Origin of the sequence: Paenibacillus sp. JMULE4 (genome assembly GCF_013337105.1) — a bacterium.
GTDB lineage: Bacteria > Bacillota > Bacilli > Paenibacillales > NBRC-103111 > Paenibacillus_G > Paenibacillus_G naphthalenovorans.
This window is the reverse complement of record NZ_SGWF01000014.1, coordinates 353,644-377,589: the sequence shown is the minus strand read 5'-3', so window position 1 is coordinate 377,589 and position 23,946 is coordinate 353,644. Positions and strand designations below refer to the sequence as shown.

Below are 23,946 nucleotides of genomic sequence, written 5' to 3'. Positions count from 1 at the left end.
TAAGCTATAATAGTTGTTGTATTATGAAGGAGGGCATAATTTTGGAGTTTCGTGGAATGATGGGTGGGTTTTACCGCATTTCCGAGTGGATCATGCGTCTTTCGGTCATTAACATCCTTTGGGTCATATGCGCCATCCCTTTCTTTTTGCTTGGGCTTGTCCTGCTGCAATCGCAGACGGGCGACCAGGTAGTGCAAACCCTTTTTCTCATGGCGGTCGTTTCTCCCTTTACGATTTTTCCTTCGACAGCGGCCATGTTCACGGTGGCCCGAAAGTGGCTGACAGGTGAAGAGGATGTTCCTCTGCTTAAAACCTTTTTCCGCGGTTACAAAGAAAATTTCCTGCAGAGCATGCTCGGCGGATTCATATATATACTGCTCGGCGTAATCCTGTACACGAACTTCCGGTTTTACGGCAGCCAAACGGGAGTCTTTGGAGTTTTGCGCTTCCTGGTATTATCGCTCACAGTGGTTCTGATAATCTCGCTGTTCCATTTTTTCTCCATCATGACCCATTTGCACATGAAATGGTTTCAGATTGTAAAAAATGCGATCCTGATCACGATCGGCAATCCGATCCGTTCGTTATCGATGATGGTGCTGAACGTCATCATCCTGTACGTCAGTTTCGCGATATTCACGTTTTTGATTCCGTTTTTTATGGGGAGCTTCATCGCGATCGTATCGTTTTGGCACTTCAACCTAATTTTCGGCAAACTGCAGGAAAAACAGCAGGAGATTGCGGAGGATCAGGATGAGGAAGAGGCGGATAGAAAGCAAGGAGGAGCGGAACAGGAGTCCGAGACCCGGATGGAGAGAGGCCAGAGGCCTAATGAATCGGGAGCGATCGAAGAGGGGGATTACCAAGGTAAGAATGGAAAGCCATAATGTCCCGCAGATTCCACAAAGATAAAAACGCAACAGGTTTACTTTCCGCTTGAAGTGCACTATAATAAGACTACAACAAAATCCTGCGATGTGCGTTTCGGTTTTCAGTTGTTTTGAACCAATGACTGTTTCTAGGGAGACCTACATAGAATCGCGGCTGACATGCCCTCGAAAAGGGACTTCAAAACCGATTCTGCGGACACCCACCTGCGAGAGCGGGTTTGAAACAAGAAAATCGGACGGCATTGCGGGTTTTTTTTGTGCACTTGTGTAAGCGTAAAAAATGTGAAGAGAGGATTTTTGGAGATGAAGCTGTTTATTGATACCGCTAATGTAGAAGAGATCCGTAAAGCTCATGAACTCGGCGTCATCGCCGGAGTAACAACGAATCCTTCACTCATTGCTAAAGAAGGCAGAGATTTCTTCGAGACGATTAAAGAAATTATCTCCATCGTCGGCGATCTCCCGATCAGCGCAGAAGTGATCAGCCTCCAAGCTGATGAAATGGTGGAGCAGGGCAAAAAGCTCGCTGCACTTGGAGAAAGCATAGTCGTGAAAGTGCCGATGACAGAAGAAGGTTTGAAAGCGACCAAGCGCTTCAGTGAACTCGGCATCAAAACGAACGTTACGCTCATCTTCAGCTCTCCGCAAGCCTTGTTGGCAGCACGCGCAGGGGCAACGTATGTTTCTCCGTTTGTCGGACGTTTGGATGATATCAACCAGGTGGGTATGAATCTGATTAAGGAAATCAGCCAGATTTTTGCCGTACACGGTATTGAATCCGAGATCATTACAGCCAGCGTTCGTACGACAACGCATGTCATCGATGCGGCTCTGCTCGGTGCGGACATCGCGACCGTACCTTATAAAGTGATTCAACAGATGGTCAAGCACCCTCTGACGGATACTGGTATTGAGCGGTTCCTGAAAGACTGGGAAGGTGCCAACTTAACATCGTTTTAATAAGCTACATATAACAAACAACAACCCGGCATCGTTTGAATGCCGGGTTCGTTCATTCATGGCCGTGCGGCCAGATTCGTTAATTGATGCATCGTCTGCTTCAACGTACCGTATAAAGATCGGTAGATCTTGTAATAAGCGTCGTAGCGCTGAGAGCTTGAAGCATCGGGCTCGATGAGGTCCTCTATGTCAATCCATTCCCCGCATAATGACGGGATATCCCGGCCAAGGACTCCGGAAGCAGCCATGAGCGCGGCTCCGTAAGCCGGACCGTCCGTTGAGTTCACAGTAACGACGGGCAGCCCGAAAATATCTGCAATCATCTGTCTCCAGAAACGGCTTCTTGCCCCGCCGCCGTTCACACGCAGCTGTCTGATTTCGATTCCAGATGCCTTGATCAGCTCCATGGAGTCGCGCAAACCGAAGGTGATGCCTTCCAAAATCGTTCGGGTCAGATGAGCTTTGGAGTGACGCAGGTTGAGGCCAATGAACCCCCCTCGCGCTTTGGCATCGGCATAAGGGGTCCGTTCGCCGGTTAAATAGGGCATAAAGAGCAGTCCTTCGCTTCCGGGAGGAGCGGTTTCCGCCAGAGCGGTCAAATATTCATATACGTCCCGTCCTTCCGCCTTCGCTTGCTCCAGCTCCTCGCAGGCAAAGTGGTTTTTCCACCATTGGAACGATCCCCCCGCGGAGAGCATAACGCCCATTCGATGCCACTTTCCGGGCACTCCATGACAGAAGGTGTGAAGACGGCACTCCGAATCCGCTTGATAAGTATCGTCATGGACGAAGACGACGCCTGATGTGCCCAGCGCAACGGAAGCGATGCCGCTTTGTACCGCCCCGACGCCGACAGCGCCGCAGGCTTGGTCGCCGCCGCCTGCCACTACTGGTATGCCCGGGACAAGGCCTGTCGCTTCCGCAGCGTCAGGCTGAACATACCCGGCCACCTCATTGCTTTCGTAGAGCGGAGGAAGCCATTCCTCCGGCAGGTCCAGCCGTTGGAGCAGCTCGCTCGACCAACGGCGCTCGGCCACATTCAGCAGCAGCGTCCCGCTGGCGTCGGCGAGGTCCATGCCGAAGGCTCCGGTCAGCTTGAGACGCACGTAATCTTTGGGCAGCATTAAATGTGCCGTTCGCTTGTAATGTTCCGGCTCGTGATTCCGCAGCCATACGGCCTTGGGTGCCGTAAAACCGGTTAGCGCCCGGTTGCCTGTAAGTCTGGAAAGCTCATCTCTGCCGATCGTTTGTTCTATCCACCGGCATTCTGCCTCCGTTCTTTGGTCACACCATAACAGGGCGGGACGGATTGGGCGAAGCCGGCGGTCAAGAAATACCGAGCCGTGCATTTGTCCGGACAGACCGATGCCTGCAATTTGATTCCCGTTTACCCCGCTTTCATTTAGCAGTGCACGGATGCAAACGGCTGTGCCGTTCCACCAATCCTCCGGCTCCTGCTCCGCCCAACCCGGCTGCGGCTGAAAAAGCGGGTATTCCACGCTTCTGCCCGCCTTGACGGCGCCGTGATTGTCCACCAGAATACATTTGACCGCGGACGTGCCGAGATCGATCCCCAAATAATAAGTCAATGCGCTCACCCCATCTGTGGATTACAGTGCTATCGGCCTTTCAGACTTTGTTTATCGGATAAACAAATATGATTATATATATTCGCAGAGGAACGGTAAAATCCTGCACACTTTCCGGTGGCTTCAGATGAAAATCCATTGATTTTGCGGTACAATGTTAGCGAATGACACAGCTCGGAAGGTGACTGGATTTGAAGCAGGGACCGGTTTCTGGTGATAGTACATTTCTTAAAACGCTAAACAAATCAACGCTTCTGGATCTGATTCGAAGGCACGCTCCGCTTTCGCGAGCGGATTTGGCCAAAAGTACAAAACTGACGAGGGCAACGGTTTCAGCTCTGGTGGAGGAATTGATCGCGGAGCATTGGGTCGTGGAGACCGGTACCGGTGAATCCAGCGGAGGGCGGAAGCCGATGATGCTTGAACTGAACCGCAGCGCGGGATGCGTGATCGGACTGGATTTACGGATGACCAACATCCTGCTGATTGTTACCGATATGCAGGGGACGATTATTCGCAAGTCGGTGCATCCATATCGTTCCCACACGGGCACGAGCGGTTTCCCCTCCGATCCCGACCAGTTATTCGAGCAGATTGTAGCGGTCATAAAAAAGGAAAGACAGGCGCTTCCTGAGACGCCGTTAGGGCTCGTCGGAGCAGGGATCGGCGTTCATGGATTTGTGGAGTATCCTTCCGGACGCATTGTATTTATGCCGCATACCGGTTGGAAAGGGCTGAGCTGGAAGGAAGGAATGGAAGCACGGCTTCAACTTCCGGTGATTCTCGACAATGAAGCGAATTTGGCCGCATTAGGAGAGCACGAATTTGGAGCCGGTGCCGATAGCCATGCCGGAGATATGCTGTATTTAAGTATTGCCGGCGGTATTGGAGCAGGGTTTATATCGGGAGGCGAGCTGTTTCGGGGAAGCGGGGGCCTGGCCGGAGAAGTAGGGCATACGACGATTGAAGCCAATGGTTTGCCTTGCTCCTGCGGCAATCGGGGCTGCTGGGAACGGTATGCGTCTGAACGGGCGGTAGCCGACAAGCTGAATTTGCAATACGCGCCCGGGATTACGGACAGGATTTTGCGCAAGTTGAGAGAAAAGGATACTGACGCACTGTCGGCCATCCGCGAGGCGGGAATATACCTGGGCATTGGCATCGGGAATATGATGCATGCGCTCAATCCGCAAATGATTGTTGTCGGCAATGCCATGAGTGAATACGGTCCATGGATCAATGATCAAGTGCAGGAGGTTCTCTCAACGCGATATTCCTATGTCCGTTCGTATCAGGTCCAAGTCCGGTATTCCCGGCTCGGTGAAGACAGCTGCGCTCTTGGAGCCGCATCCTCCGTCATTCGTTCGATCATGCAGCAGAGGTCATAAATAGGGCTTGCTGAACAAGATCCATCCCAGTCTACACCCAACGTAAGCCTCTAAACCCAAGCAGTTTGAAAAAAGGCAAAAAGAGAACCCGTAGTCGTCGCTCCAAATTCATGACCAGAAATTGAAGGGCGATGACGGTTAAACTGGTTTCGGCACCACGTGCATGAATGCGACCCAGTCCCAATTTGCGCTTGCCTTCTCCAAACTTTCCTTCGATTGCATTGCGCTGTGCGGCGTCCTGCCGCTCTTGCCGACGATCGGCGACTTCACTTTGCTCCTTCGAGGGCCTACCGAGCTTTGGGCCACTAAGGCGAATCCCAAGCTCTTTGCAATAGTTCAGATTGTCTCGATTGCGATAGATTTTGTCAGCCAAAATGACGGCGGGGTAATACCCAAATCGCTGTTTGTACGCTTCCGCCGATGCTTGCAGCGTTGTTGCCTCGTTGAAGCTGTCCCACTCAACCGTTTCGATCCAAGCGTATCCATCCACCAGACTGGCGGCGATTTTGGCGCCGAACTCCACGTTCGTTCCAGCTTTGCCTCGAACCATCGGACGGACATGCGGCTGTTGGATACTCACGATACGATCAGCGATGACGTGTATTTTCTTCTCCATCATTTCGCGCTGCTGACGGTAGAGTTCCGAGATGATCAGAAGCTGACGATAGTGTCTTTTGCTCAGCTCCGTGAGAGGCGTATGCTCCACGAGTGCTTCAATGATCCGCAGATCCCGTCCCACGTAGCCCAGTTGCTTTTTGATCGCTTTGCGGATCACCTTGCCCGATGCCTTGCGTTGTTTGGATACGCCCAGATATGATTTTCTGGCTTTCTCGCGGTATGTGCGCGGCTTCTCCATCACTCCAATATGGGGATGGTGCAGTATGTCAATGATGTCTTCGAGGATCTCACGCGCGTGATTCAGCAACCCCAAATCCGTCGGATACTTGATGTCTGCAGGTGCGCATGTCGCATCCAGCATGAGGGTCCCCTTATTCCTCACGTTCGCAGTCGGTGCTGATGCTGGTGGCAAGACATGGAACCTTTTAGCTATGTTACGGGATTTCTTAGCTGTTGCGGGAGTTTCCTCAGGAATGGTGAGGGCTTCCCCTACTTCCATGGTGAGCTGCGAGCCACCCGCATCGTTGTCGTCGTCATCACGATCTCGTTTGGACGATTTCGGTTTCGCCTCGGCCTCTCGTTCTGCTTGCAGCGCGGCTTGGGCGATCCAATCGTTCACTTCAGCCAGGATTTCCAGGCCGAGCCGTTCCCGAAAATGCGTGAGCAGGGAGTGATGAAACGGCACTTCATCGACATACGCGGTGTAGCCCAAGAAGAACTGCAAATACGGATTCTCTTGGATTTGCAAGGTCGTCTCGCGGTCGCTTAAACCAAGGCGCTCCTTGATAATGAGCGAGCCGAGAGCGATACGTGCAGGGTACGCCTTTTGGCCGATGATCGGTGACTGGAACGAGCTCACGTATTTTTCTTCTACTTTGTCCCAAGGAATGATCGACGCAAGCTGGACCCAACGATTGGTTGGATTTAATTTCCCGCCAAAGGGCAAATAGAAGTTTTCCAGCAGGTCTGCCATATCTCGATTCAACACGAACATTTTCGCTCACTCCATCTGCAAGGTTTTTTACCGATTTCCCGTATTTTCCTTGCAGATGAATTCGACAAAAGTGCCTCAAAATCCTTGTACGATAAGGATTTTTTGATTATTCAGCAAGCCCTAAATATGAATAATTTGTGAATTCCCCTCTTTCTCTTCAAGGGAAACAATGATATGATTAAAGATAGTGTTTCATTGTAATTGTTACTTCATTAAGGAGGGAATGCTTTGTTAAAGCGAACCTTAGTCGGATTCATCCGCAGTCATGAGACAACAGGAGAGAAAGCGAAGGATCCGGCTTTAAAGACCCGCTATTATAAAATCTCCATGGATCAGGCCTGGGATGAGATCATCAACTTGTTAAAAAAGCTAAACGGGTATAAGCTTCTTCATGAAGTACGCAGCGTAGGGGAGATTGTGGTTGAGCGTAAAACCATCACCGGAAGAACACAGGACATCACGCTGACCTTGTTCGGTATCAACCCGCTCAAAACCGCTGTTGATATTTATTCGGCATCCCGCGGATCTCTTGGGGATCTAGGCTCCAATTATCGTACGATCCTCGATTTATATAAACATATAGATAAGCGGCTGGCCGCTTATAAAATAGACAACTGAATGTAAAAAAAACAGCGTGGAGTCCTGTTTTGGCACCACGCTGTTTTTTTGTGAATCAGTTATAGTACAAGTCTGAAATGAGCATCGCTCAATCTGGATAATGGATTAAACCAATTTTTTAACGGCTTCAATGGCCGCTTCGTAGTTCGGGTGATCCGTCATCTCGCTCAGGTACTCGACGTATTGGATCGTATCGTTGGCGTCAATGACGAATATGGATCTCATCAGCAGGCGAAGCTCATCGATCAATACGCCGTAATTTTTGCCGAAAGAGTGGTTTTTGTAATCGGAGAGCGTAATCACTTTGTCGATACCGGCAGCACCGCACCAGCGGGATTGGGCAAATGGCAGGTCTACGCTGATCGTAAGCACGACTACGTTGTCGCCAAGCTTCGCTGCTTCTTCGTTGAAGCGGCGGGTTTGCGCATCGCATACGCCGGTGTCAAGGGAAGGAACTACGCTGATCAGCTTCACCTTGCCTGCATAATCGGCCAGAGATGCGGTTTCGAGCAGATTCTTATTCACAGTGAAGTCAGGAGCTTTGTCGCCAACTTTGACTTGTGTTCCGACTAACGTAATCGGATTGCCTTTCAGTGTCGCTTGTGCCATATATACAGGGGCCTCCTTCAAGGATTGAGAATGATTGGTATTCCACCGTAATATATTATAAGCTTTTATAAGAGAACTTGTCCAATAACAATATGCATTAAAGTTAGGATACGGGAGGAAACACAACGTGGAACTCAGACAGCTGCAGTATTTTGTAAAGGTGGCGCGTAAACAGCATGTGACGCAAGCAGCCGAAGAGCTGCATGTAGCCCAATCGGCGGTCAGCCGGCAAATCCGCCAACTGGAGGAGGAGCTTGGTGTACAGCTGTTTGTGCAAAAAGGACGCAATCTGCAGATTACCGCGGTAGGGAAGCTTTTCTTAAGCCGAATCGAAGCTGTGCTTACGGACCTTGAACGCGCAGTGAATGAAATTCATGAATATTTGGACCCGGAGCACGGAGAAATTCGTGTAGGCTTCCCCCACAGTCTGGGTATATACTTGCTTCCGACCGTGATTGCACATTTTCGCAAAAACCATCCGAAGGTTAAATTTCGGCTGCGGCAGGGAACATACAATAGTCTGATCCGGGACGTCATGAAGGGTGAAATCGATTTGGCGTTTATTTCGCCGTTTCCCGAAAAGCACAGTCACGTTGCCGGCGAGCTGCTGCTCCGGGAGGAGCTGTATGCGATCGTACCACAGGGGCATGTCCTGTGTGAATATCAAACGATTCGGCTTGAGCAATTGAAGGAAGATTCATTTGTGATGTTCAGCGAGGAATATTCGCTGCGTGCGATTGTGCTGGAGGCGTGCAGAAAGGCCGGTTTCTCACCGCGCATCGGGTTTGAGGGAGAAGAAACAGATACCATTCGGGGGTTAGTGGCAGCGGGCATGGGGGTCAGCCTGCTGCCGGAAATGGCGCTTACGGAAATCAGCGAGCTTCAACCGGTCAAGGTACGCGTTATTGAGCCGCAGGTCACCCGCAGCATAGGGCTGATTCATCGTACAGGGGAGAAGCTCCCGCTGGTTGCCGAGGTGTTCCGTGAATTCTTGATCGACTTCTTCATCAGGTACAAATAATCATGATCTGGAGTCTGCCAGAAGCATAAAATGCCGCCCGGTGCTTGTTTAATGAAGCATCGGGCGGCATCTTTGTACCGTCTGTTATTCGTTGCGGTTGGTGAAGATCATAATGTATTTGACCAGCTCCAGCAGGGAGATCAGCGCCGCGGCGACATAGGTAAGGGCAGCCGCGTTCAATACCTTTGCTACTCCCCGTTCTTCATCGTTGGTGATAAAGCCCTCAGCGACCATCAGGTCACGTGCGCGGTTGCTGGCGTTGAATTCGACCGGCAGCGTAACAAGCTGGAAAGCTACGGCAGCGGAGAAGAAGATGATTCCGACGCCGAGCAGGAAGTTAAACTGCTGGAAGAAGAGACCCGCCAAGATCAGCAACGGAGCAACGCCCGAGGTCAGGTTGACCACCGGAAACATCCGGTGGCGAAGCACCAGCATCGGATAAGACTGTTGGTGCTGAATCGCGTGTCCAACTTCGTGGCAGGCAACCGATACGGCGGAGATGGAATTCTCGTAATACACCGGCTCCGACAGCCGTACGGCGCGGGCTATAGGGTCGTAGTGGTCCGTCAGCGCTCCCGGTACCGGTTCAACCGGGACGTCGTAAAGTCCGTTTGCATCAAGCAATCGGCGGGCGGCTTCGTAACCGGTCATACCTGAATGAATCGGAACCTCGGACCATTTATTGAAAGTTCCCTTGACCCGAAACTGCGCCCATAAGGAAAGACCGAACGCAACAATGATAAGGTAATCCATAGGGTGAAAAAACATGGCTTCATTCCTCCGTTATATTTTTTATGATTAAAGGGGACCTTTACCCAACAGCAACAACAAGGCTTCGATACATGCAGCCGCAGACGGCGTCAGTGACTTGTGAAGCGTTTTTAGCTGGGACGGCTTCAGCTTCTCAAGCAGCGGTTCAACCTCTTTCGCCTCTTTCTCCAGCTGATGCAATAATACCTGTAAAGACGTCAATTTATCTGTCACTAATTCATCATGGCTAACCTTGTTCCACTGCTGCAGCGTAGCCTTGATTTCCTCTAAGGTATATTTCTCCCGCTTCATACTTTCAATACGTTTGAGCCGCATTAAGGTTTCATCGCTGTATAACCGGTAATTGGTATTTGATCTTTTCTCAGGTTGGATCAATCCGAGCTTCGTATAATAGTCGACTGTTCTGGGACTGACATTCGATAACTGAGCCAGTTCGCCGATTTTGTAAAGCTTCATATCCCCATGATATGCTCCCTCCATTTTCGCCATATGATGGTATTTTCAAGGTCTATAGAACTAATAATACTGAAACCGAACCATACAGTCAAACGTTATGCTTTGAGCTTTTCGACGAATGGGGCAGCGAACGGAGAGGAAGATCAGAAAAGAAACAAATCTGTATTAAGAGGTTAGTATATGTTTGCCATATTACGAATATTCGATTTTTTTACAGCTTGTAAAACCGAATAATGTACATTTTATGTAAGGTTATTTTTCGTTTTTTACATGATTTATAGAAAAAACCTATTGCCAAATGAAAAGTACGTGTATATAATGACAATATGAATTTCAATTGATGTTATATAAACTAACATTAAAAAGGAAGTGGTCATGATGTTAAAGAAGTTACTATTATCCACGGGCCTTATGTCAGTTTTGATTCCTACGGCAGCCTTTGCTGAGGATGCGACGCCGGCGCAGCTGCAAGGGGCAGTCGATGCTGTATGGGTCATGCTGGCTGCCATTCTTGTCATCTTCATGCAGGCAGGCTTTGCTTTGCTGGAAGCCGGCTCCACCCGAATGAAGAATGCAGGCCACGTTGCAGGTAAAACAATTCTTACGTTCGGTATTTGCGCCATAGCGTTCTGGGCTATAGGTTTCGGCTTAGCTTTCGGTGACGGCAACGGGTTTATTGGAATGACAGGTTTCTTCGTAGACGGAACGGAAACCCAAGCGGCGGCCGCATTCGGAGCATTGAGCTTCTCGGACGTTCCGATCGGAATCAAGTTTTTGTTCCAGTTGGCTTTCGCAGGGGTATCGCTGGCCATTGCATTCGGCGGATTTGCCGAACGTGCCAAGTTATCGGTATACTTTATCTTTAGCGTACTGTATGTTATTGTCATTTATCCGATTGTTGCTCACTGGGTATGGGGCGGCGGATGGCTCGCAGGTCACGGTAAACAGGATTTTGCCGGCTCTACGGTCGTTCACCTGCAGGGCGCAACGGCTGCTCTCGTAGCGACGCTGATGCTTAAGCCGCGTATCGGTAAATATAATAAGGATAAAACGCCGAATTTGATTCCGGGCCATAACCAGGTCCTGTCCGTGCTTGGCGTCATTATTCTCTGGATCGGCTGGTTCGGCTTTAATCCGGGCTCCACTTTAAGTGCTATGGGTGACGGCTTCTTTGGATATATCGCCATGACGACGAATTTGGCGGCTGCTGCCGGAGGCGTTGCAGCGATTATCGTAGCATGGATGTATTTTGGCAAGGCGGATATTCCCAGCATGTTGAACGGTGTGCTTGCTGCACTGGTTGCTATTACAGCTTCTTGCGCATTCGTTACGGTCAGAGACGCCATCATTATTGGCGTAGTTGCCGGCGTCATTACTTTCTTTACGGCACAATGGTTTGAAAAAGCAGGGATTGACGATCCGATTTACGCCTTCTCCGTACATGGTATTGCCGGAATATGGGGAACGCTGGCCAATGGTATTTTCGCCACGCCGGAGCTTGTCGAGAAAGTAGGCGTAGGTAAACCGGGGCTTCTCTATGGCGGAGGCTTTGAGCAATTGGGCGTGCAGGCGATGGGGGTATTCAGCGCATTCTTCTTCGTACTTGTCCTGTCCTGGATCATCCTGTCGATCTTGAAAGCGACCATCGGTCTTCGTGTGACAGAGGAAGAAGAAATCATCGGTCTTGACCTGTCCGAGCACGGTACGTATGGCTACCCTGAGCAAATGAAGAAAGCGGCTCAAGGCGGCAGGGTGAATGCATAAGTAAACAAAACGCCTTCGTTTTTAAAGGGGATGTCGGTATGGAACGCCTCTCATTGGAAATGATTCAACAGGAAGCAGCCAAAGCTCACAGCTTGCAGGAGCTAAGGATCTTTCGGGATCAGGCGCATGAGGAGCTTCAGCGGCATCTCCTTTTTGCCCGTCCATTGGATTGGAATAGAAAAGTGAATACATTGCATGATGCGATCATCCGTCGGGTCATTCAACTGTCGGAAGCGCAGCTGGTTCGCGAGTCGGGCGAAGCCCCGCCGGTTCCTTACGCATTCCTGCTGTTCGGCAGCGGGGGGCGCGGCGAGCAAACGCTGTGGAGCGATCAGGATAACGGGCTTATCTATGCCGAACCGGACAATGAAGAGGCGAAAGCCGGGGCGGAACGTTATTTTGCCGGACTGGCGCAGCGCATTTCAGCCAATTTGGAGGAGGCGGGATATCCGCCTTGCAGCGGCGGCGTGATCTGCACCAATGACCAGTGGCGCAAGTCGGCGGCCGGATATCGGCGGATGCTGCGGGAATGGCTGGAAAACCCGCATTGGGAGCATGTAAGGTATTTGCTTATCTCGGCCGATGTCCGAACGATATATGGCGATCCCGGTTTAGACGGCGCGATCTCCGGCGAAATCATCGGGTTCATCAAATCGAACCCCGCGATGCTGGAGCATATGCTTCATAATACACTGCATCATAAAGTTTCGATCGGGTTATTCGGTCAGCTCATTAAAGAGCGCTATGGCGAGGATGCGGGAGGCGTGGATGTCAAATACGGGGCCTATATTCCAATGGTTAACGGAATAAGGCTGCTCGCTTTGGAAGCGGGGATTCGCGTCTCATCGACCGAAAGGCGTATACAGGAGTTGATGGCAAACGGTCACGTAGATCAAGAAATCGGCCGCGATTGGCTGGAGGCGTTGACCATCGCCCTGAAGCTGCGTTCCATGACGCCTTATCAAATGGAAGGCAGCCACTACACTACCCGCGGGAAGCTTACACCGGAACAGTTGACCAAGGAACGAATAACGGAGCTTAAACGTTGTCTGCGTATCGGAATCGATCTGCAGAAGTATGTGAAAAGCAAATTTGCTAAAAGATAGAAAAGGGTTAGGAGAGATCTTCAATGAAGGATATGAAGCCGGCCGGAAGGATGTGGCATCTGTACAAAACGGGCGGGTTGACTTCTGCTCTTACCTCGATGTTCGATGTGCAGAGCGCCCAGCAGATGGCCTTCATTCGATCCATCATGAAGGAGCAGCGGAAAAATTCATTGTACGACATTCCTTTACATTCGGTGGAACTGGTGGTATTCGATTTGGAAACCACCGGATTCTCTCCTTATAACGGGGATGAAATCATTGCTTTCGGTGCGGTCTCGGTTAACGGAAGCCAGATTGCCGAAAGCCAAACCTTCTACAGCCTGGTCCATCCGAAACGTTCGATTCCGGACGAAATTGAGAAGCTGACCGGGATCACGAATGAAATGGTGGCAGAAGCGCCGGACCTGCTGCATGCGCTCAGAGGGTTTCTTGAGTTTGTGCAGCGGAAGGTGCTTGTCGCCCACGGTTCCGGGCATGATAAGCATTTCCTCAATTCCGCGCTGTGGAAAACCTCCAGAGTGAGCCTGTCCCACCGGTTGCTCGACACTATGATGATCGCCAAGTGGCTGAATCCCAGGCTGAAAGCCTATGATCTGGATACGCTGCTTGATCTGTACGGAGTTGAAGTGACCAAGCGCCATCACGCCCTTGAGGATGCTTTGATGACGGCGAGGCTGTGGTCCAAGCTGATGCTGGAAGTGCAAGCCAGAGATATCCAGACACTGGGCGACCTGTATACGCAATTAAGTTATCATTGACTCTTCTCCGGCGAGCGGATTGGCGGATTCGTGAACCGGGATTTTTTTATTTACAGTCTGATTCCAGGATTTCAAAGGGGTAGGAAGTATAGTGCCAGGTTCCGTCTCCTTGCTGGACATATTGATAAGCCTTCACCAAGGGGATTTGGGGATCTTCCAAAGAGACAATCCAATGCCATGCTGCTCCCCGCCAGGATGACCGTATGTCTTCTGCCGAAGGAACGGGAGGGGTGCGCGGATGCGAATGCACGATCCCCGCAGGTTTCTGATTCCCATGGCGCCCCGCAAATAAAGCCCGAATCATTTCTTCCGGATCCATCAAAAAATGCCGCTCCGGCTCGTTGTGGACGTTGGCTACCGGTACAAAAAGATCCATCTCTCTTTCATTGCTCCCAAACAGAAAACCGCAGGCCTCCTGCGGCTTTTGCTCGATGCAGTGCCGAAGCATGGCAGTCCATGCCTCACGGCGGATACATAAGCTTTTCAGTATGCTCATCGTATAACGGCGACCTCATTCCAAACAGGATGGTTAGCACCATTATACAGGATCCGGCGCCTGCACGCCTCCCTTTTAGCCTCCGACCTTCCCCTCCGGTTTAATGAAGAAAAATACGAGGCCAAGCGCCAATAAGGCCAATGCCGTAACGGAAATAAACACAATCTGATGCGATTTTTCCATCATCCAGCCAAATAAGGGCGGTCCGGCCGCAACACCCAAAAATCTCAGGCTGCTGTATATGGAAGTAATCATGCCTCTCTGTTCGCGTTCGACAGAGCCGGTAATCATCGTATTCAGACAAGGCAGGAGGAGTCCCGTACCGATGCTGCTGAGCGTCAGCAAGCCGATGAACAAGGTTAGATTTTGGTTAAAGAAGAAAATGCATAAGCCCAAAGACACGGTCATCAAAGCAAGTCCGATATTCATAAGCCACCGCATCAGTATTCCGTTCTTCTTGATGACGGAGCCGGTTGTGTAAGAGGTAACCACCAGGCCGAGGAGGGGAATAGCCAGCACAAATCCCTTTTTGACGCCGTCAATATAGTAAGGCTCGAGCTCAAGAATGTCGGATAAATAAAACAGGACGCCGAATAAGACGAACAACGCTAGAGATCCTGCAAAGAAGGACGTGATTAGCCAACGGCCTTTTTCTTTCAGCACCTTCCCGATATTTTTCATGTATGGCCCCGGTTCGGGAGCTTTTTTTTCTTTTTTTCGGTTCTTTAAGCAGAAACATAACGGCCAGTAAGGACATGAGACAAAAGAAAGGGAAAGCGAAAAAGGGGGCGTACCATACCCACAAGGCGAGCAGCGCGCCCAGGATCGGGCTGATGACCTTTCCGGCTCCATTCGAAGCTTCGGTCAAGCCGAGCGCCTTGCTTTCCGTTGCTTCCTTATACATATCGCCCGCCAAGGCCATAGCGATGGGAGCCGTACCTGCCGCTCCAAGTCCTTGGATGGCTCTTGCGATAATGATCACCGTGTAGGAGTTCCACACGGCCCCGAAGCCGGCCAATACCCCCGCAGCCCCATATATAATTAATGAAGGGATCATAATGGCCTTTCTGGAGAAGCGGTCGGACAAATAGCCGGAAAGCGGAATGACCAGGCCCGCCGTGACGGAGAACAGGGTGATGACGAGGCTGCTCTGAAACTGGCTGATCCCCAGCCGTTCCTGCATATCCGGCAGGATGGGAACGAGCATGGAATTCCCGAGCACAAGCACCAGAGGTACGGTGGCAATAGCGATAAATTCCCAGACCTGCCCTTTGGACGCCTCATTGTTCCGGCCTGATTCCTCCGATTTGTATTGCGGTTCAATATCGCTGTCGAAAAAAATTTGAAGCTTTTTCCTTTTGCTTTTTTCCATGTCGAACCTGCCCCTCTGAAGACAAAAGAATGTAGCTCTAATGTTCCCGTACCCTAGCGGGATCATGCCTTCCGGCTTATTCCAGCAGAAACAAGGGCACAGCCTGAAATCTTTCTGTAAATGAGGGGAATACTTAGGAGGAGAAGCACAGCGGGTCTTGACTGGAGGAACCACTCATGAAAAAAAACGCAATACTGCTGCTGGTCGCGCTGCTTTTGGCAGGCATTGCCTTTTATCAACATGTCAGGGGGCCTGAGTCCTCTACACAAGCTGCATCGGCAATGAACCGGCTGGCTGTAGGTCAGCCTGTGCCCCAAATCATATTACAGGGGCTGGACGGCTCGGATTATCGGCTTGGCGGAGCCCGGGATAAACCGTTGGTGATAAACTTTTGGGCATCCTGGTGCAGGCCCTGCCATGAAGAGGCGCCTGATTTAAGTCAGGTATACGAGCGGTATCAAGGCAAAATCGATTTGTATGCAGTTAATGTAACAAAAGATGACAGTATAAACCTGGTGCAAAGCTTTGTGCAGCAGTATCGCTATACGTTTCCTGTCCTTCTGGATTCGAAAGGAGAAGCGGCTTCCGCTTACCGGATTTTATTTGTGCCGACCAGCTTTCTGATCGACCGTCAGGGGAGGCTGCTGGAGGTTATTCATGTCCTCCCTAAAGAGGAACTGGATAAAAAATCAGAAGGCTCGTCGAATCGGCGGCCTGAAAAAAAGCCGCAGTCCTGTTTGAAGAATTAAACAGTCTGCGGCTTTTACTATAGGTTTTAATGATTGATGAGCCCGACCTGTTCCCGCTGCTGTTCTTTAAGTTGGCGGGCGGCCCGGGTTTGGCTCAGCAGGGCGTAGCGCATGCTGTCGACCAGCGCCTGCCAGCTTGCTTCAATGACATTTTCGGATACGCCGACTGTACTCCATGTGGATTGGAAATCGGACGATTCAATCAGCACCCGAACTTTTGCGGCTGTCGTATCCTTCTCGTCCAATACGCGAACCTTGTAGTCCGTCAAGTGCATATTTTGCAGCCCCGGATAATACTGCATCAGGCATTTGCGCAGCGCATTATCCAACGCATTGACCGGGCCGTTGCCCTCGGCAGCGTTATAAACAGTCTCGCCGTGTACCTTGACTTTAACGATGGCTTCGGAAACAACCGGTTGGTCCTCGGATTTGGCAACCATGATTTTAAAGGATTCCAACGTGAAGACTTCTTCCAGATGTCCGTATGCGCCGCGGATAAGCAGCTCCAATGTAGCGTCGGCCCCTTCGAATTGATAGCCTTGATGCTCCATCTCTTTAATTTGGGCGATCAATTGCTTCGTCTGCTGGTTATTGGTATTGAAATCGAGTCCCAGCTCCTGCGCCTTGAACACCAGATTGCTTTGACCCGCCAGCTCGGAAACAAGAACACGCTGCTTGTTGCCTACCAGCTCCGGCGTAATATGCTCGTATGTGCTGGAATTCCGCAAAATGGCGGACACGTGGATGCCCCCTTTATGGGCGAACGCAGCGGTGCCGACGTACGGCTGGTTCATCGGCATGTGCATGTTGGCGATCTCGCTGACGTAACGGGCGACATTCGTTAAGTTTGCCAGCTGCTCGTCGCTGATGACATCATATTTCAACTTTAATTGGAGGTTCGGAATAATAGAGACGAGATTCGCGTTCCCGCAGCGTTCTCCGTATCCGTTAATCGTCCCCTGAACCTGGGTGGCTCCGGCCATAACGGCGGCGATACTGTTAGCGACCCCGACCTCACAGTCATTGTGGGCATGAATGCCGATCGGACATTTCACCGCCCGGCGTACGGAGGCAACGATTTCCGATATCTCATGAGGAAGCGTCCCTCCATTGGTATCGCAGAGGGCAATCCAATCGGCTCCGGCTTCTTCCGCTTTCTTGATGGTTGCCAGGGCGTATTCCGGATTGCTTTTGTACCCGTCGAAAAAATGCTCCGCGTCGTAGATGATTTCCAAACCGCGGCTCTTCAAGTAGCGGACGGAATCATAAATCATCGCCAAGTTTTCTTCAAGCGTCGTTTGAATAGCCGTGTGCACCTGGAAATCCCAAGATTTGCCGAAAATCGCGGCGGCTTGTACACCGACTTCCAGAATGCGGTTCAGGTTGGCATCGTTCTCAGGCAAAGTGTCCTTGCGGCGCGTGCTGCCAAAAGCGGTTACTTTGGCCTGCTTAAGACCAAGCTCCTTGACACGAATGAAAAATTCAATATCTTTATTGTTGCTTCCCGGCCATCCGCCTTCAATATAGGAAACGCCCAGTTCATCCAGCTTCTGGGCGATTTTGAGTTTGTCTTCGACAGACAGGCTGATGCCTTCCCCTTGCGTTCCGTCTCTCAAGGTCGTATCGAATATTTTAATTTTGGTTCCCATGGTAAAGTCCTCCTGTTCCATTAACCTGTATACACCATCAAATGAATGAAAAATAGATTTCATAATTATAGCACATTGTTTCTTGTAAAGGATATTATTAAAATAAAAATAACACCTATCTTTTTAATGACGAGTATACTGACATCAGGGCGAGGTGACCTTGAACATGCCGGAAAGAAAGCCGGGGACCGGGGATGGTTATCCCGTGAACGGCAGAGTCATACTCCATATCGATATGAATGCATTTTATTGTTCCGTGCATGAGGCGGTGGAACCTGACAAATACAAAGACAAGCCGCTGGCCGTCGCCGGCAGCGTGGAACTGCGGAAAGGGATCATTGTCACTTGCTCCTACAAGGCCCGCAGCAAGGGAGTGAAGACGGGGATGCTTGTCGGGCAAGCGCTGAAGCTTTGTCCCGAGCTGATTGTCATCCAGCCGGATTTTGAACTCTACCGGAGCTTCTCCAGACGGTTTATGAAAATCGCTTACGAATATTCGCCGCTGGTCGAAGCCATGTCTATTGACGAATGCTACGTGGATATTACAGGCTCCAAGACGTTCGGGACACCGCTTGAGATTGCTTCGGCCATTCAGGAACGAATTCGCAAAGAGCTGCACCTTCCTTGTTCGATCGGCATAGCTCCCAACAGACTGCTCGCCAAGATGGCGTCGGATATGAAGAAGCCCAACGGCATTTCCGTGCTGCGCAAAAGGGACGTGCCGGCCATGCTCTGGCCGCATCCATGCTCCTATTTATACGGGATCGGGAAGAAAACCGCCGAAAAGCTCAAAAGGCTGCAGATTCATACGCTTGGTCAGCTGGCGCATGCCGATGAGGCGGTTTTAATGCATCATTTTGGCGTGCTGGGGCCGGTCTTGAAGCGTGCTGCGAACGGAGAGGACGATTCGCCGGTCAATCCGGAGCGGGAACAAAGCAAGTCGATCGGGCATACGACGACCCTGCCGGTCAATTATACGGAGTATGCCGATATTCACCGGGTATTCCTTAATTTGGCCGATCAGGTGGGCCGGAGGCTGAGGAAGCAAGGGCTGTTGGCTCAGACCGTGCAAATCACCATCAGGGATCCCGATATGAAAACCATCACGCGTGCGGCGAAGCTCAATGAACCGACGGAGGACGCCTCGGACTTTTACCGCCTTGCTTGCCGCCTGTTCGACACGCATTGGAAGGCGGGAGATCCGGTAAGGCTGCTGGGGATCACGCTGCAAAGTCTGTCTCCCAAACGGGAAGCCGCCGTTCAGCTGGATTTATTCAGCTATCAGAAGCAGCCTGCGAAAGAGAAATTGACCCAAACACTGGATGCGCTGCGCGACAAATTCGGCGAGGGAGCCGTTCTTACCGCGGGAATGCTCGGCAACGACCCTTCGACGCTGATCCGCAACGCAAAAATCCGCGGCACCTCCCTGCAAATGGATCACCTCAGATTAAAGGGACTGGAGGAAGAGGAGTGAAAACGAAGGTGATCGGCTTTACCGGCTATGCGAACAGCGGCAAGACCACGTTAATCCGGAGATTGACGGAGCACTTTGAGGCCAAAGGCATGAGCGTGGCCGTCATAAAACACGACGGGCACGGGCATTATAAAGAAGCGGCCGATACGGACTCGGCCCGGTTTATTCAATCGGGGGCCTCGGCTTCCATTGTCATATCGCCGGATGCCGTCCGGACCTATGAACGTCGGATGATGCCGCTATCCGATATGATCGAAACGCTGCAGGAGCGCTACCAGTATATTTTCGTGGAAGGATTCAAGCGCGAGCCGCACGCGAAAATCGCCGTCTTCCGTACCGAAGAGCAGGCGGATATCGTTAGCTCCCTCCCGGTTCCGCCCGTCGCTTGGGTTACAACCGATGTTGCTTTGGCCGAACACCGTGTTCCGGACTGCCCTGTTTTTCAGCCGGACGATATTGAATCGATAGCGTGCTTTATCGAAAACCTATAACGATACGTTATCATTATGTTCGCTACTTTCTATTTGAACTTTATAGGCATTTATATTATATTTTAGGATGAGGTAAACAATAAGGGAGGAAGATTAGACATGGCTAAATACACATGGGTGGACAAAGAAACCTGTATCGCCTGTGGTGCTTGCGGCGCAACGGCACCTGACATTTACGATTACGACGATGAGGGTCTTGCTGAGGTAATCTACGATAACGACGGCAACAAAGGCGTAACTGAAATTCCGGAAGATCTGTACGATGATCTGCAGGATGCGCAAGACGGCTGCCCTACGGATTCCATTAAAGTGGCGGACGCTCCTTTCAATAAGTAAGACTTCAGAATTATAACAAGGCTTGTTCCTGATGCGGGGAACAGGCCTTTTTTCTGTTTTTCTACATTTTTTCGCCGGATGCATAGGATTATATGTTAATATAAAAATTGGTAATTTGCGAGTTGGCGTAGGGGGTAATCTATGAAAAAAGGAATGAGCGAAGCCGGGGTTACCCTTATAGGCAATGGTTTCATCGCACTGCTGTGCGTACTGCTTCTGGCGACCGGCCCGTTACAGGTGCTGTCCAATTCATTATATGATTTTAATATCAGGCAAACCATGTTGCAAGCACCGCATGAGGACATTCTCGTCATCGGGATAGATGAGCGGTCGATCAAGGAAGCCGGTCCATACCCCTGGGATCGAAGGATTTATGCGGAACTGATTTCCCGCCTGGAGGAAGCGGGAGCGAAAGTCATCGCTTTCGATATCGAGCTGTATACGGACAGCAATAACCCGGAGAGCGACAAGGCGCTGGCCGAAGAGCTTGCCAAACACCGCAATATCCTTATCCCCTCCCATGCCCATGTGGAAGGAGAGTTTCAGCGAACGACCACGGTCAAAGCGGGCGAGCTGATCAAGGCCCGGTCTGTGACGGATCCGATTCCGATGTTCAGCCGTTCGGTATACAGAACACATATCAACATGACGCTGGACAGCGATGGGGTAGTCCGCTCCCATTGGATGCAAATTGATACGCCGCAGGGAGTATACCCGACGCTGAGCCTTGCTATGGCGCAGTTGGCCGGGGTGGATGTAAGCCGGTTTCTGGATTTGCCCTTGATGGACGAACGTCCCCAATCCGAAATGCTGATCCGTTGGGAGGGCAAGGAGAACGATTTTGAAACCGTTTCTTTCATTGACGCATGGAATGGAACGGTGCCTGCCGAGACGTTCCGCGACCGTCTGGTGCTTGTGGGCTACACCGCCCCCGGGTCCGATCAAGGGATTACGCCCGTAGAGAAGCACATGCATATGGTTTACGCGCATGCCAATATGCTGAATCAGATTTTGAGGGGCCAAGTGATTACCCCGGTGCATAAGGCATTTGGGATGGCGCTGGCTTTACTTACCATGCTGCTGCTCGGCTTCAGCACCTGGAGACTGAAGGCTAATGCGGGCATCATCGCGGCGTCAGGCGTCATTCTTATGCTGTTCGGCGGCCAGTTCGCGCTGTTTGCCTTCAGCTCGCAATATTTGGATGTTATGGCTGCAGCCGTATGCGGCGTGATGACCTATCTGGGCAATCTGGCCATGAAAGCTTATTTTGAGACCAGACAAAAAAATTATATCACCAGGCAATTCGGCCGCTACCTTTCACCCGACCTGGTCAAATCCATCGCCGACAGCAAGCGGGAAATTCAGCTGGGGGGCATCAGCAAGGAGCTTTCGATCCTGTTCCTGGATGTGCGCGGATTCACTCCGCTTTCAGAGAAGCTGAAGCCGGAGGAAGTGGTCGATTGTCTCAATAGGTTGTTTAACCTGATCACCGAACGGGCGCTGCACAATCATGGCACAATTGACAAATTCATCGGCGATGCCGCGATGATCTTGTACAATGCGCCGCTCGACGTACCTGACCATCCTTATTACGCGGTCAAAACGGCCTATGAAATTCAAAAAGGAATGGAGAAGGTCAGGGCAGAAATATGTGGGAAATACGGCGTAACCCTCAGTGTCGGCATAGGGATTAACACCGGCGAAGCCGTTGTCGGCAACATCGGTTCTTACCTCCGCGTGGATTATACGGCGATCGGAGATCATGTCAACACGGCGGCACGAATCGAATCCCATACGGAGCCGAACCAGATTCTCGTATCCGAAGCGACGTATGAGCTGACCAAAGCATACTTCGAATACCGCTATGCCGGGGAAAAGCGGATGAAAGGCAAAAGCGTTCCCTTGAAGCTGTTCGAGGTGGCGGGCGTCAAAGGGGCTCCGGCTTCCGGGAAGGGCGGGATTCCTGCTTCTGCGTTAAAGAAAGGGGTTTTCAGGTGGAGAAAGCAAATCGGTTGAAAAGGAAAAAACGGGCAGCAGCGTTCATGTGGGTGATGATGTTCGCCCTGCTCTTCTCTATGCTGTCATTCGTACCGGCCCCGCCCGTTCAGGCTAAAAGCGTGCGCGCTGCAGTAGTGGTTGAGGTCAAAGGGAATGTGACTTACACCAAATCCGGGGGTTCAAAGTCGCACCGCGCCTATGTGAATTTGAGCCTGAACCGAGGCGACGCCATATCAACAGGGTCTTCTTCTTCCGTCGTCATTCGCATCGTTGACCGTGAGGATGAACTGACGATCGGTTCGAACGCGGAAGTGTATATCGCGGATTTGCTGGAGGAGAACGGCGGCAAAAAGTCCAAAGTGAAAGCATGGGCCGGTTCGTTATGGGCAAAGGTGAAATCGCTGGTGAGCCCGGAGGATGAGTTCGAGGTGGAGACGCCTACGGCCGTCATGGGTGTTCGGGGGACGCAATTTATGACGCTTGTCGATCCGGTTACCGGCAGAACGACCATGTACGTGGCGGCGGGTATCGTAGAGGCGACGTCGACGCTTTCCACCGGTTCGGAAGGCCATCCGTCGGGATCTGCTGCCGTATACCCGGCGCAGCAAATCGACATGGATTTGCGGGCGCAGGCCGAGGATTTAAGGATTCTGGTATATTATGCGGAACCCAAAGCCATCGTCGAGTCTGCATCGCCGCGAGTGCTGGAAGCATTCCTGACCGCCATACCGGAGATTCAGGCGGAGAATGAAGGAATAAAAAACCGGATGCAGGAACAATTCAATCAAGGCATCCGGCAGCCGGATGACCGGTCGATTCTGAGGTACCTTACGCAGGATGAATTGGACAACGTCTTGCGCAACTTCGACGCTCTCGTGACGGAGCTGGTTCAAGAGGCCGTGAGAGCAAACAAGCTGGATCCGCGAAAGGTAGATGAAGTGAATGCCCGGATTACGGATCCGGGCAAGAGAATCGACTTGACGCAGCCCCCGGCAGTCGACAGGACGGCAGGGCTGGACCCGGCCATTGAAAGGCTGAAGCAGGTCAACAGGAATACGGAAGCAAGCCCTGCAAGACTGGAACGGCTCCGGATGGAGCAGGCTATGCGGAAGCTGGGGCCTTATTTGGCGGAGCTGGCAGGCGAAAGGAACAGGTTGGCGGAGGAGAACCGAAAGACGGAGGACGCTGCCAATCAGAGAGCCTCGGAAGCCTTGATGAATCAATTGTCCGATTCGGAACGTCGGAAGTTCTTGGAGAATCGACTCAAGCTCGGGGAGCAGATGAATTCCAATACCCCGGCACCGCTAGCCGGCGGCGGAGAACCTGCCGTACAAGTGCCGGGTCCTGTTAAGCCGGCCGTAACGGTCAAGCAGCATGGATCGCCTGTAAACGGCTTTATTCATCTTGATCTGGAAATGCGGCATTTTACGGACAAGGAGCCGTTCTACGCCGTGGAGGCTCACCTCGTCTACAAACAGAGCGAATTGAACTATAGGCAAACAGCGAAATTTACGAATGCGGCCGGTGCTGTATTCAAGGACCGGCAAGCTGCAGAGACATTGACCCAGCACAAGGGAGAGACGCAAAATGAGCTGATATACGCAGCATCGCAATATGAAACCGGTCCAGATCAGCCTGTGGATCACATCCGGTTGAACGGATCCGGACTGTTGGCGCGCATTCCGCTGCAAGTGTTGGATTCGGCCGCCAATACGGCGAATGTCGAGCTGGTATACGTGAAGGTCGTCGATAAAGAAGGCAGGACCGTTTACGAGCTGACAAGCCCGCAATCGATCACGGTTATAACGAGGTAAAGGTTTGTGCGTACGGAAGGAGAAA

At 51.4% G+C, this 23,946-nt stretch carries 21 protein-coding genes, 1 other RNA gene and 2 pseudogenes; 15 read left to right on the top strand and 9 right to left on the bottom strand.

Translation table 11 applies throughout. The features are described 5' to 3' along the window. The first annotated feature begins 41 nt into the window (after positions 1–41). The 3 genes from EXW96_RS14695 (at position 42) to fsa (ending at position 1,850) form a co-directional block, all read left to right on the top strand. On the top strand, positions 42–887 hold the full coding sequence (locus EXW96_RS14695; protein ID WP_174350844.1) for a YesL family protein: 846 nt from the start codon (positions 42–44) through the stop codon (positions 885–887). Between the two features lie 77 nt (positions 888–964). Then, positions 965–1,145: non-coding RNA, 6S RNA (gene ssrS, locus EXW96_RS14690), on the top strand. Positions 1,146–1,193: 48 nt separating this feature from the next. Beyond that, the gene (gene fsa / locus EXW96_RS14685; RefSeq protein WP_062407143.1) at positions 1,194–1,850 is read left to right on the top strand and encodes a fructose-6-phosphate aldolase; all 657 of its coding nucleotides are present in this window, start codon (positions 1,194–1,196) and stop codon (positions 1,848–1,850) included. A 56-nt stretch (positions 1,851–1,906) separates the two neighbouring features. Here fsa and xylB read toward each other — a convergent pair whose 3' ends face one another. Further along, the gene (gene xylB / locus EXW96_RS14680; protein ID WP_062407144.1) at positions 1,907–3,439 is read right to left on the bottom strand and encodes a xylulokinase; all 1,533 of its coding nucleotides are present in this window, start codon (positions 3,437–3,439) and stop codon (positions 1,907–1,909) included. A 191-nt stretch (positions 3,440–3,630) separates the two neighbouring features. Between xylB and EXW96_RS14675 the strand changes: the two genes are divergently transcribed. Continuing rightward, positions 3,631–4,827, top strand: coding sequence for an ROK family protein (locus tag EXW96_RS14675; protein ID WP_174350843.1), 1,197 nt, complete (start codon positions 3,631–3,633; stop codon positions 4,825–4,827). A 31-nt stretch (positions 4,828–4,858) separates the two neighbouring features. On the opposite strand, the gene EXW96_RS14670 is transcribed toward EXW96_RS14675, so the two are convergent. Continuing rightward, positions 4,859–6,439 carry an IS5 family transposase gene (locus tag EXW96_RS14670; protein WP_074729564.1) on the bottom strand — a complete coding sequence of 527 codons (1,581 nt, stop codon included), beginning with the start codon at positions 6,437–6,439 and terminating at the stop codon, positions 4,859–4,861. Positions 6,440–6,667: 228 nt separating this feature from the next. Here EXW96_RS14670 and EXW96_RS14665 point away from each other — a divergent pair, with 228 nt between their 5' ends. Continuing rightward, on the top strand, positions 6,668–7,057 hold the full coding sequence (locus EXW96_RS14665) for a DUF1499 domain-containing protein (RefSeq protein WP_062407148.1): 390 nt from the start codon (positions 6,668–6,670) through the stop codon (positions 7,055–7,057). A 105-nt stretch (positions 7,058–7,162) separates the two neighbouring features. Here the strand turns inward: EXW96_RS14665 and tpx are convergent, their stop codons facing one another. Then, positions 7,163–7,666: a thiol peroxidase gene (gene tpx, locus EXW96_RS14660; protein ID WP_054819028.1), complete on the bottom strand. Its 504-nt coding sequence runs from the start codon at positions 7,664–7,666 to the stop codon at positions 7,163–7,165. 127 nt (positions 7,667–7,793) lie between these two features. Here tpx and gltC point away from each other — a divergent pair, with 127 nt between their 5' ends. Next, positions 7,794–8,687 carry a glutamate biosynthesis transcriptional regulator GltC gene (gltC, locus tag EXW96_RS14655; protein ID WP_054819029.1) on the top strand — a complete coding sequence of 298 codons (894 nt, stop codon included), beginning with the start codon at positions 7,794–7,796 and terminating at the stop codon, positions 8,685–8,687. Positions 8,688–8,771: 84 nt separating this feature from the next. On the opposite strand, the gene EXW96_RS14650 is transcribed toward gltC, so the two are convergent. Then, positions 8,772–9,455 (bottom strand): zinc metallopeptidase, encoded by a 684-nt coding sequence (locus EXW96_RS14650; protein WP_054819030.1) that lies wholly within the window; start codon positions 9,453–9,455, stop codon positions 8,772–8,774. A 30-nt stretch (positions 9,456–9,485) separates the two neighbouring features. Next, a complete protein-coding gene (locus tag EXW96_RS14645) occupies positions 9,486–9,914 on the bottom strand; it encodes a helix-turn-helix domain-containing protein (protein WP_054819031.1) in 429 nt (142 codons plus the stop codon). Between the two features lie 375 nt (positions 9,915–10,289). On the opposite strand from EXW96_RS14645, the gene EXW96_RS14640 reads away from it, so the two are divergent. The 3 genes from EXW96_RS14640 to EXW96_RS14630 are packed head-to-tail and all read left to right on the top strand — an operon-like array spanning position 10,290 to position 13,542. After that, the gene (locus EXW96_RS14640; RefSeq protein WP_375256452.1) at positions 10,290–11,678 is read left to right on the top strand and encodes an ammonium transporter; all 1,389 of its coding nucleotides are present in this window, start codon (positions 10,290–10,292) and stop codon (positions 11,676–11,678) included. A 38-nt stretch (positions 11,679–11,716) separates the two neighbouring features. After that, complete coding sequence (locus EXW96_RS14635; protein ID WP_174350842.1) at positions 11,717–12,784, top strand: DUF294 nucleotidyltransferase-like domain-containing protein; 1,068 nt, start codon at positions 11,717–11,719, stop codon at positions 12,782–12,784. Positions 12,785–12,807: 23 nt separating this feature from the next. Further along, positions 12,808–13,542, top strand: coding sequence for an exonuclease domain-containing protein (locus tag EXW96_RS14630; protein ID WP_174350841.1), 735 nt, complete (start codon positions 12,808–12,810; stop codon positions 13,540–13,542). A gap of 46 nt (positions 13,543–13,588) precedes the next feature. Here EXW96_RS14630 and EXW96_RS14625 read toward each other — a convergent pair whose 3' ends face one another. From EXW96_RS14625 to EXW96_RS28560, 3 genes and pseudogenes are all read right to left on the bottom strand, one after another. Beyond that, on the bottom strand, positions 13,589–14,038 hold the full coding sequence (locus tag EXW96_RS14625) for a M67 family metallopeptidase (protein ID WP_174350840.1): 450 nt from the start codon (positions 14,036–14,038) through the stop codon (positions 13,589–13,591). 75 nt (positions 14,039–14,113) lie between these two features. Continuing rightward, positions 14,114–14,728 (bottom strand): annotated as a pseudogene (locus tag EXW96_RS27540) (MFS transporter); the annotation flags it as partial. A gap of 13 nt (positions 14,729–14,741) precedes the next feature. Beyond that, positions 14,742–15,221: pseudogene (locus tag EXW96_RS28560) on the bottom strand (MFS transporter); the annotation flags it as partial. A 365-nt stretch (positions 15,222–15,586) separates the two neighbouring features. On the opposite strand from EXW96_RS28560, the gene EXW96_RS14615 reads away from it, so the two are divergent. Beyond that, the gene (locus tag EXW96_RS14615) at positions 15,587–16,159 is read left to right on the top strand and encodes a TlpA family protein disulfide reductase (RefSeq protein ID WP_174350839.1); all 573 of its coding nucleotides are present in this window, start codon (positions 15,587–15,589) and stop codon (positions 16,157–16,159) included. 26 nt (positions 16,160–16,185) lie between these two features. Here EXW96_RS14615 and cimA read toward each other — a convergent pair whose 3' ends face one another. Further along, positions 16,186–17,808, bottom strand: a complete 1,623-nt coding sequence (cimA, locus tag EXW96_RS14610) for a citramalate synthase (protein WP_174350838.1) — start codon at positions 17,806–17,808, stop codon at positions 16,186–16,188. 166 nt (positions 17,809–17,974) lie between these two features. Here cimA and EXW96_RS14605 point away from each other — a divergent pair, with 166 nt between their 5' ends. From EXW96_RS14605 to EXW96_RS14585, 5 genes are all read left to right on the top strand, one after another. Next, positions 17,975–19,282 (top strand): DNA polymerase IV, encoded by a 1,308-nt coding sequence (locus EXW96_RS14605; RefSeq protein WP_062407162.1) that lies wholly within the window; start codon positions 17,975–17,977, stop codon positions 19,280–19,282. Continuing rightward, a complete protein-coding gene (mobB, locus tag EXW96_RS14600) occupies positions 19,279–19,773 on the top strand; it encodes a molybdopterin-guanine dinucleotide biosynthesis protein B (protein ID WP_174350837.1) in 495 nt (164 codons plus the stop codon). The genes EXW96_RS14605 and mobB overlap by 4 nt, the downstream gene beginning before the upstream one ends. A 99-nt stretch (positions 19,774–19,872) precedes the next feature. Continuing rightward, the gene (locus EXW96_RS14595) at positions 19,873–20,109 is read left to right on the top strand and encodes a ferredoxin (protein WP_054819035.1); all 237 of its coding nucleotides are present in this window, start codon (positions 19,873–19,875) and stop codon (positions 20,107–20,109) included. 141 nt (positions 20,110–20,250) lie between these two features. Further along, complete coding sequence (locus EXW96_RS14590) at positions 20,251–22,125, top strand: CHASE2 domain-containing protein (RefSeq protein WP_174350836.1); 1,875 nt, start codon at positions 20,251–20,253, stop codon at positions 22,123–22,125. Next, the gene (locus tag EXW96_RS14585; protein WP_174350835.1) at positions 22,104–23,921 is read left to right on the top strand and encodes a FecR family protein; all 1,818 of its coding nucleotides are present in this window, start codon (positions 22,104–22,106) and stop codon (positions 23,919–23,921) included. The genes EXW96_RS14590 and EXW96_RS14585 overlap by 22 nt, the downstream gene beginning before the upstream one ends. Positions 23,922–23,946: the final 25 nt, after the last annotated feature.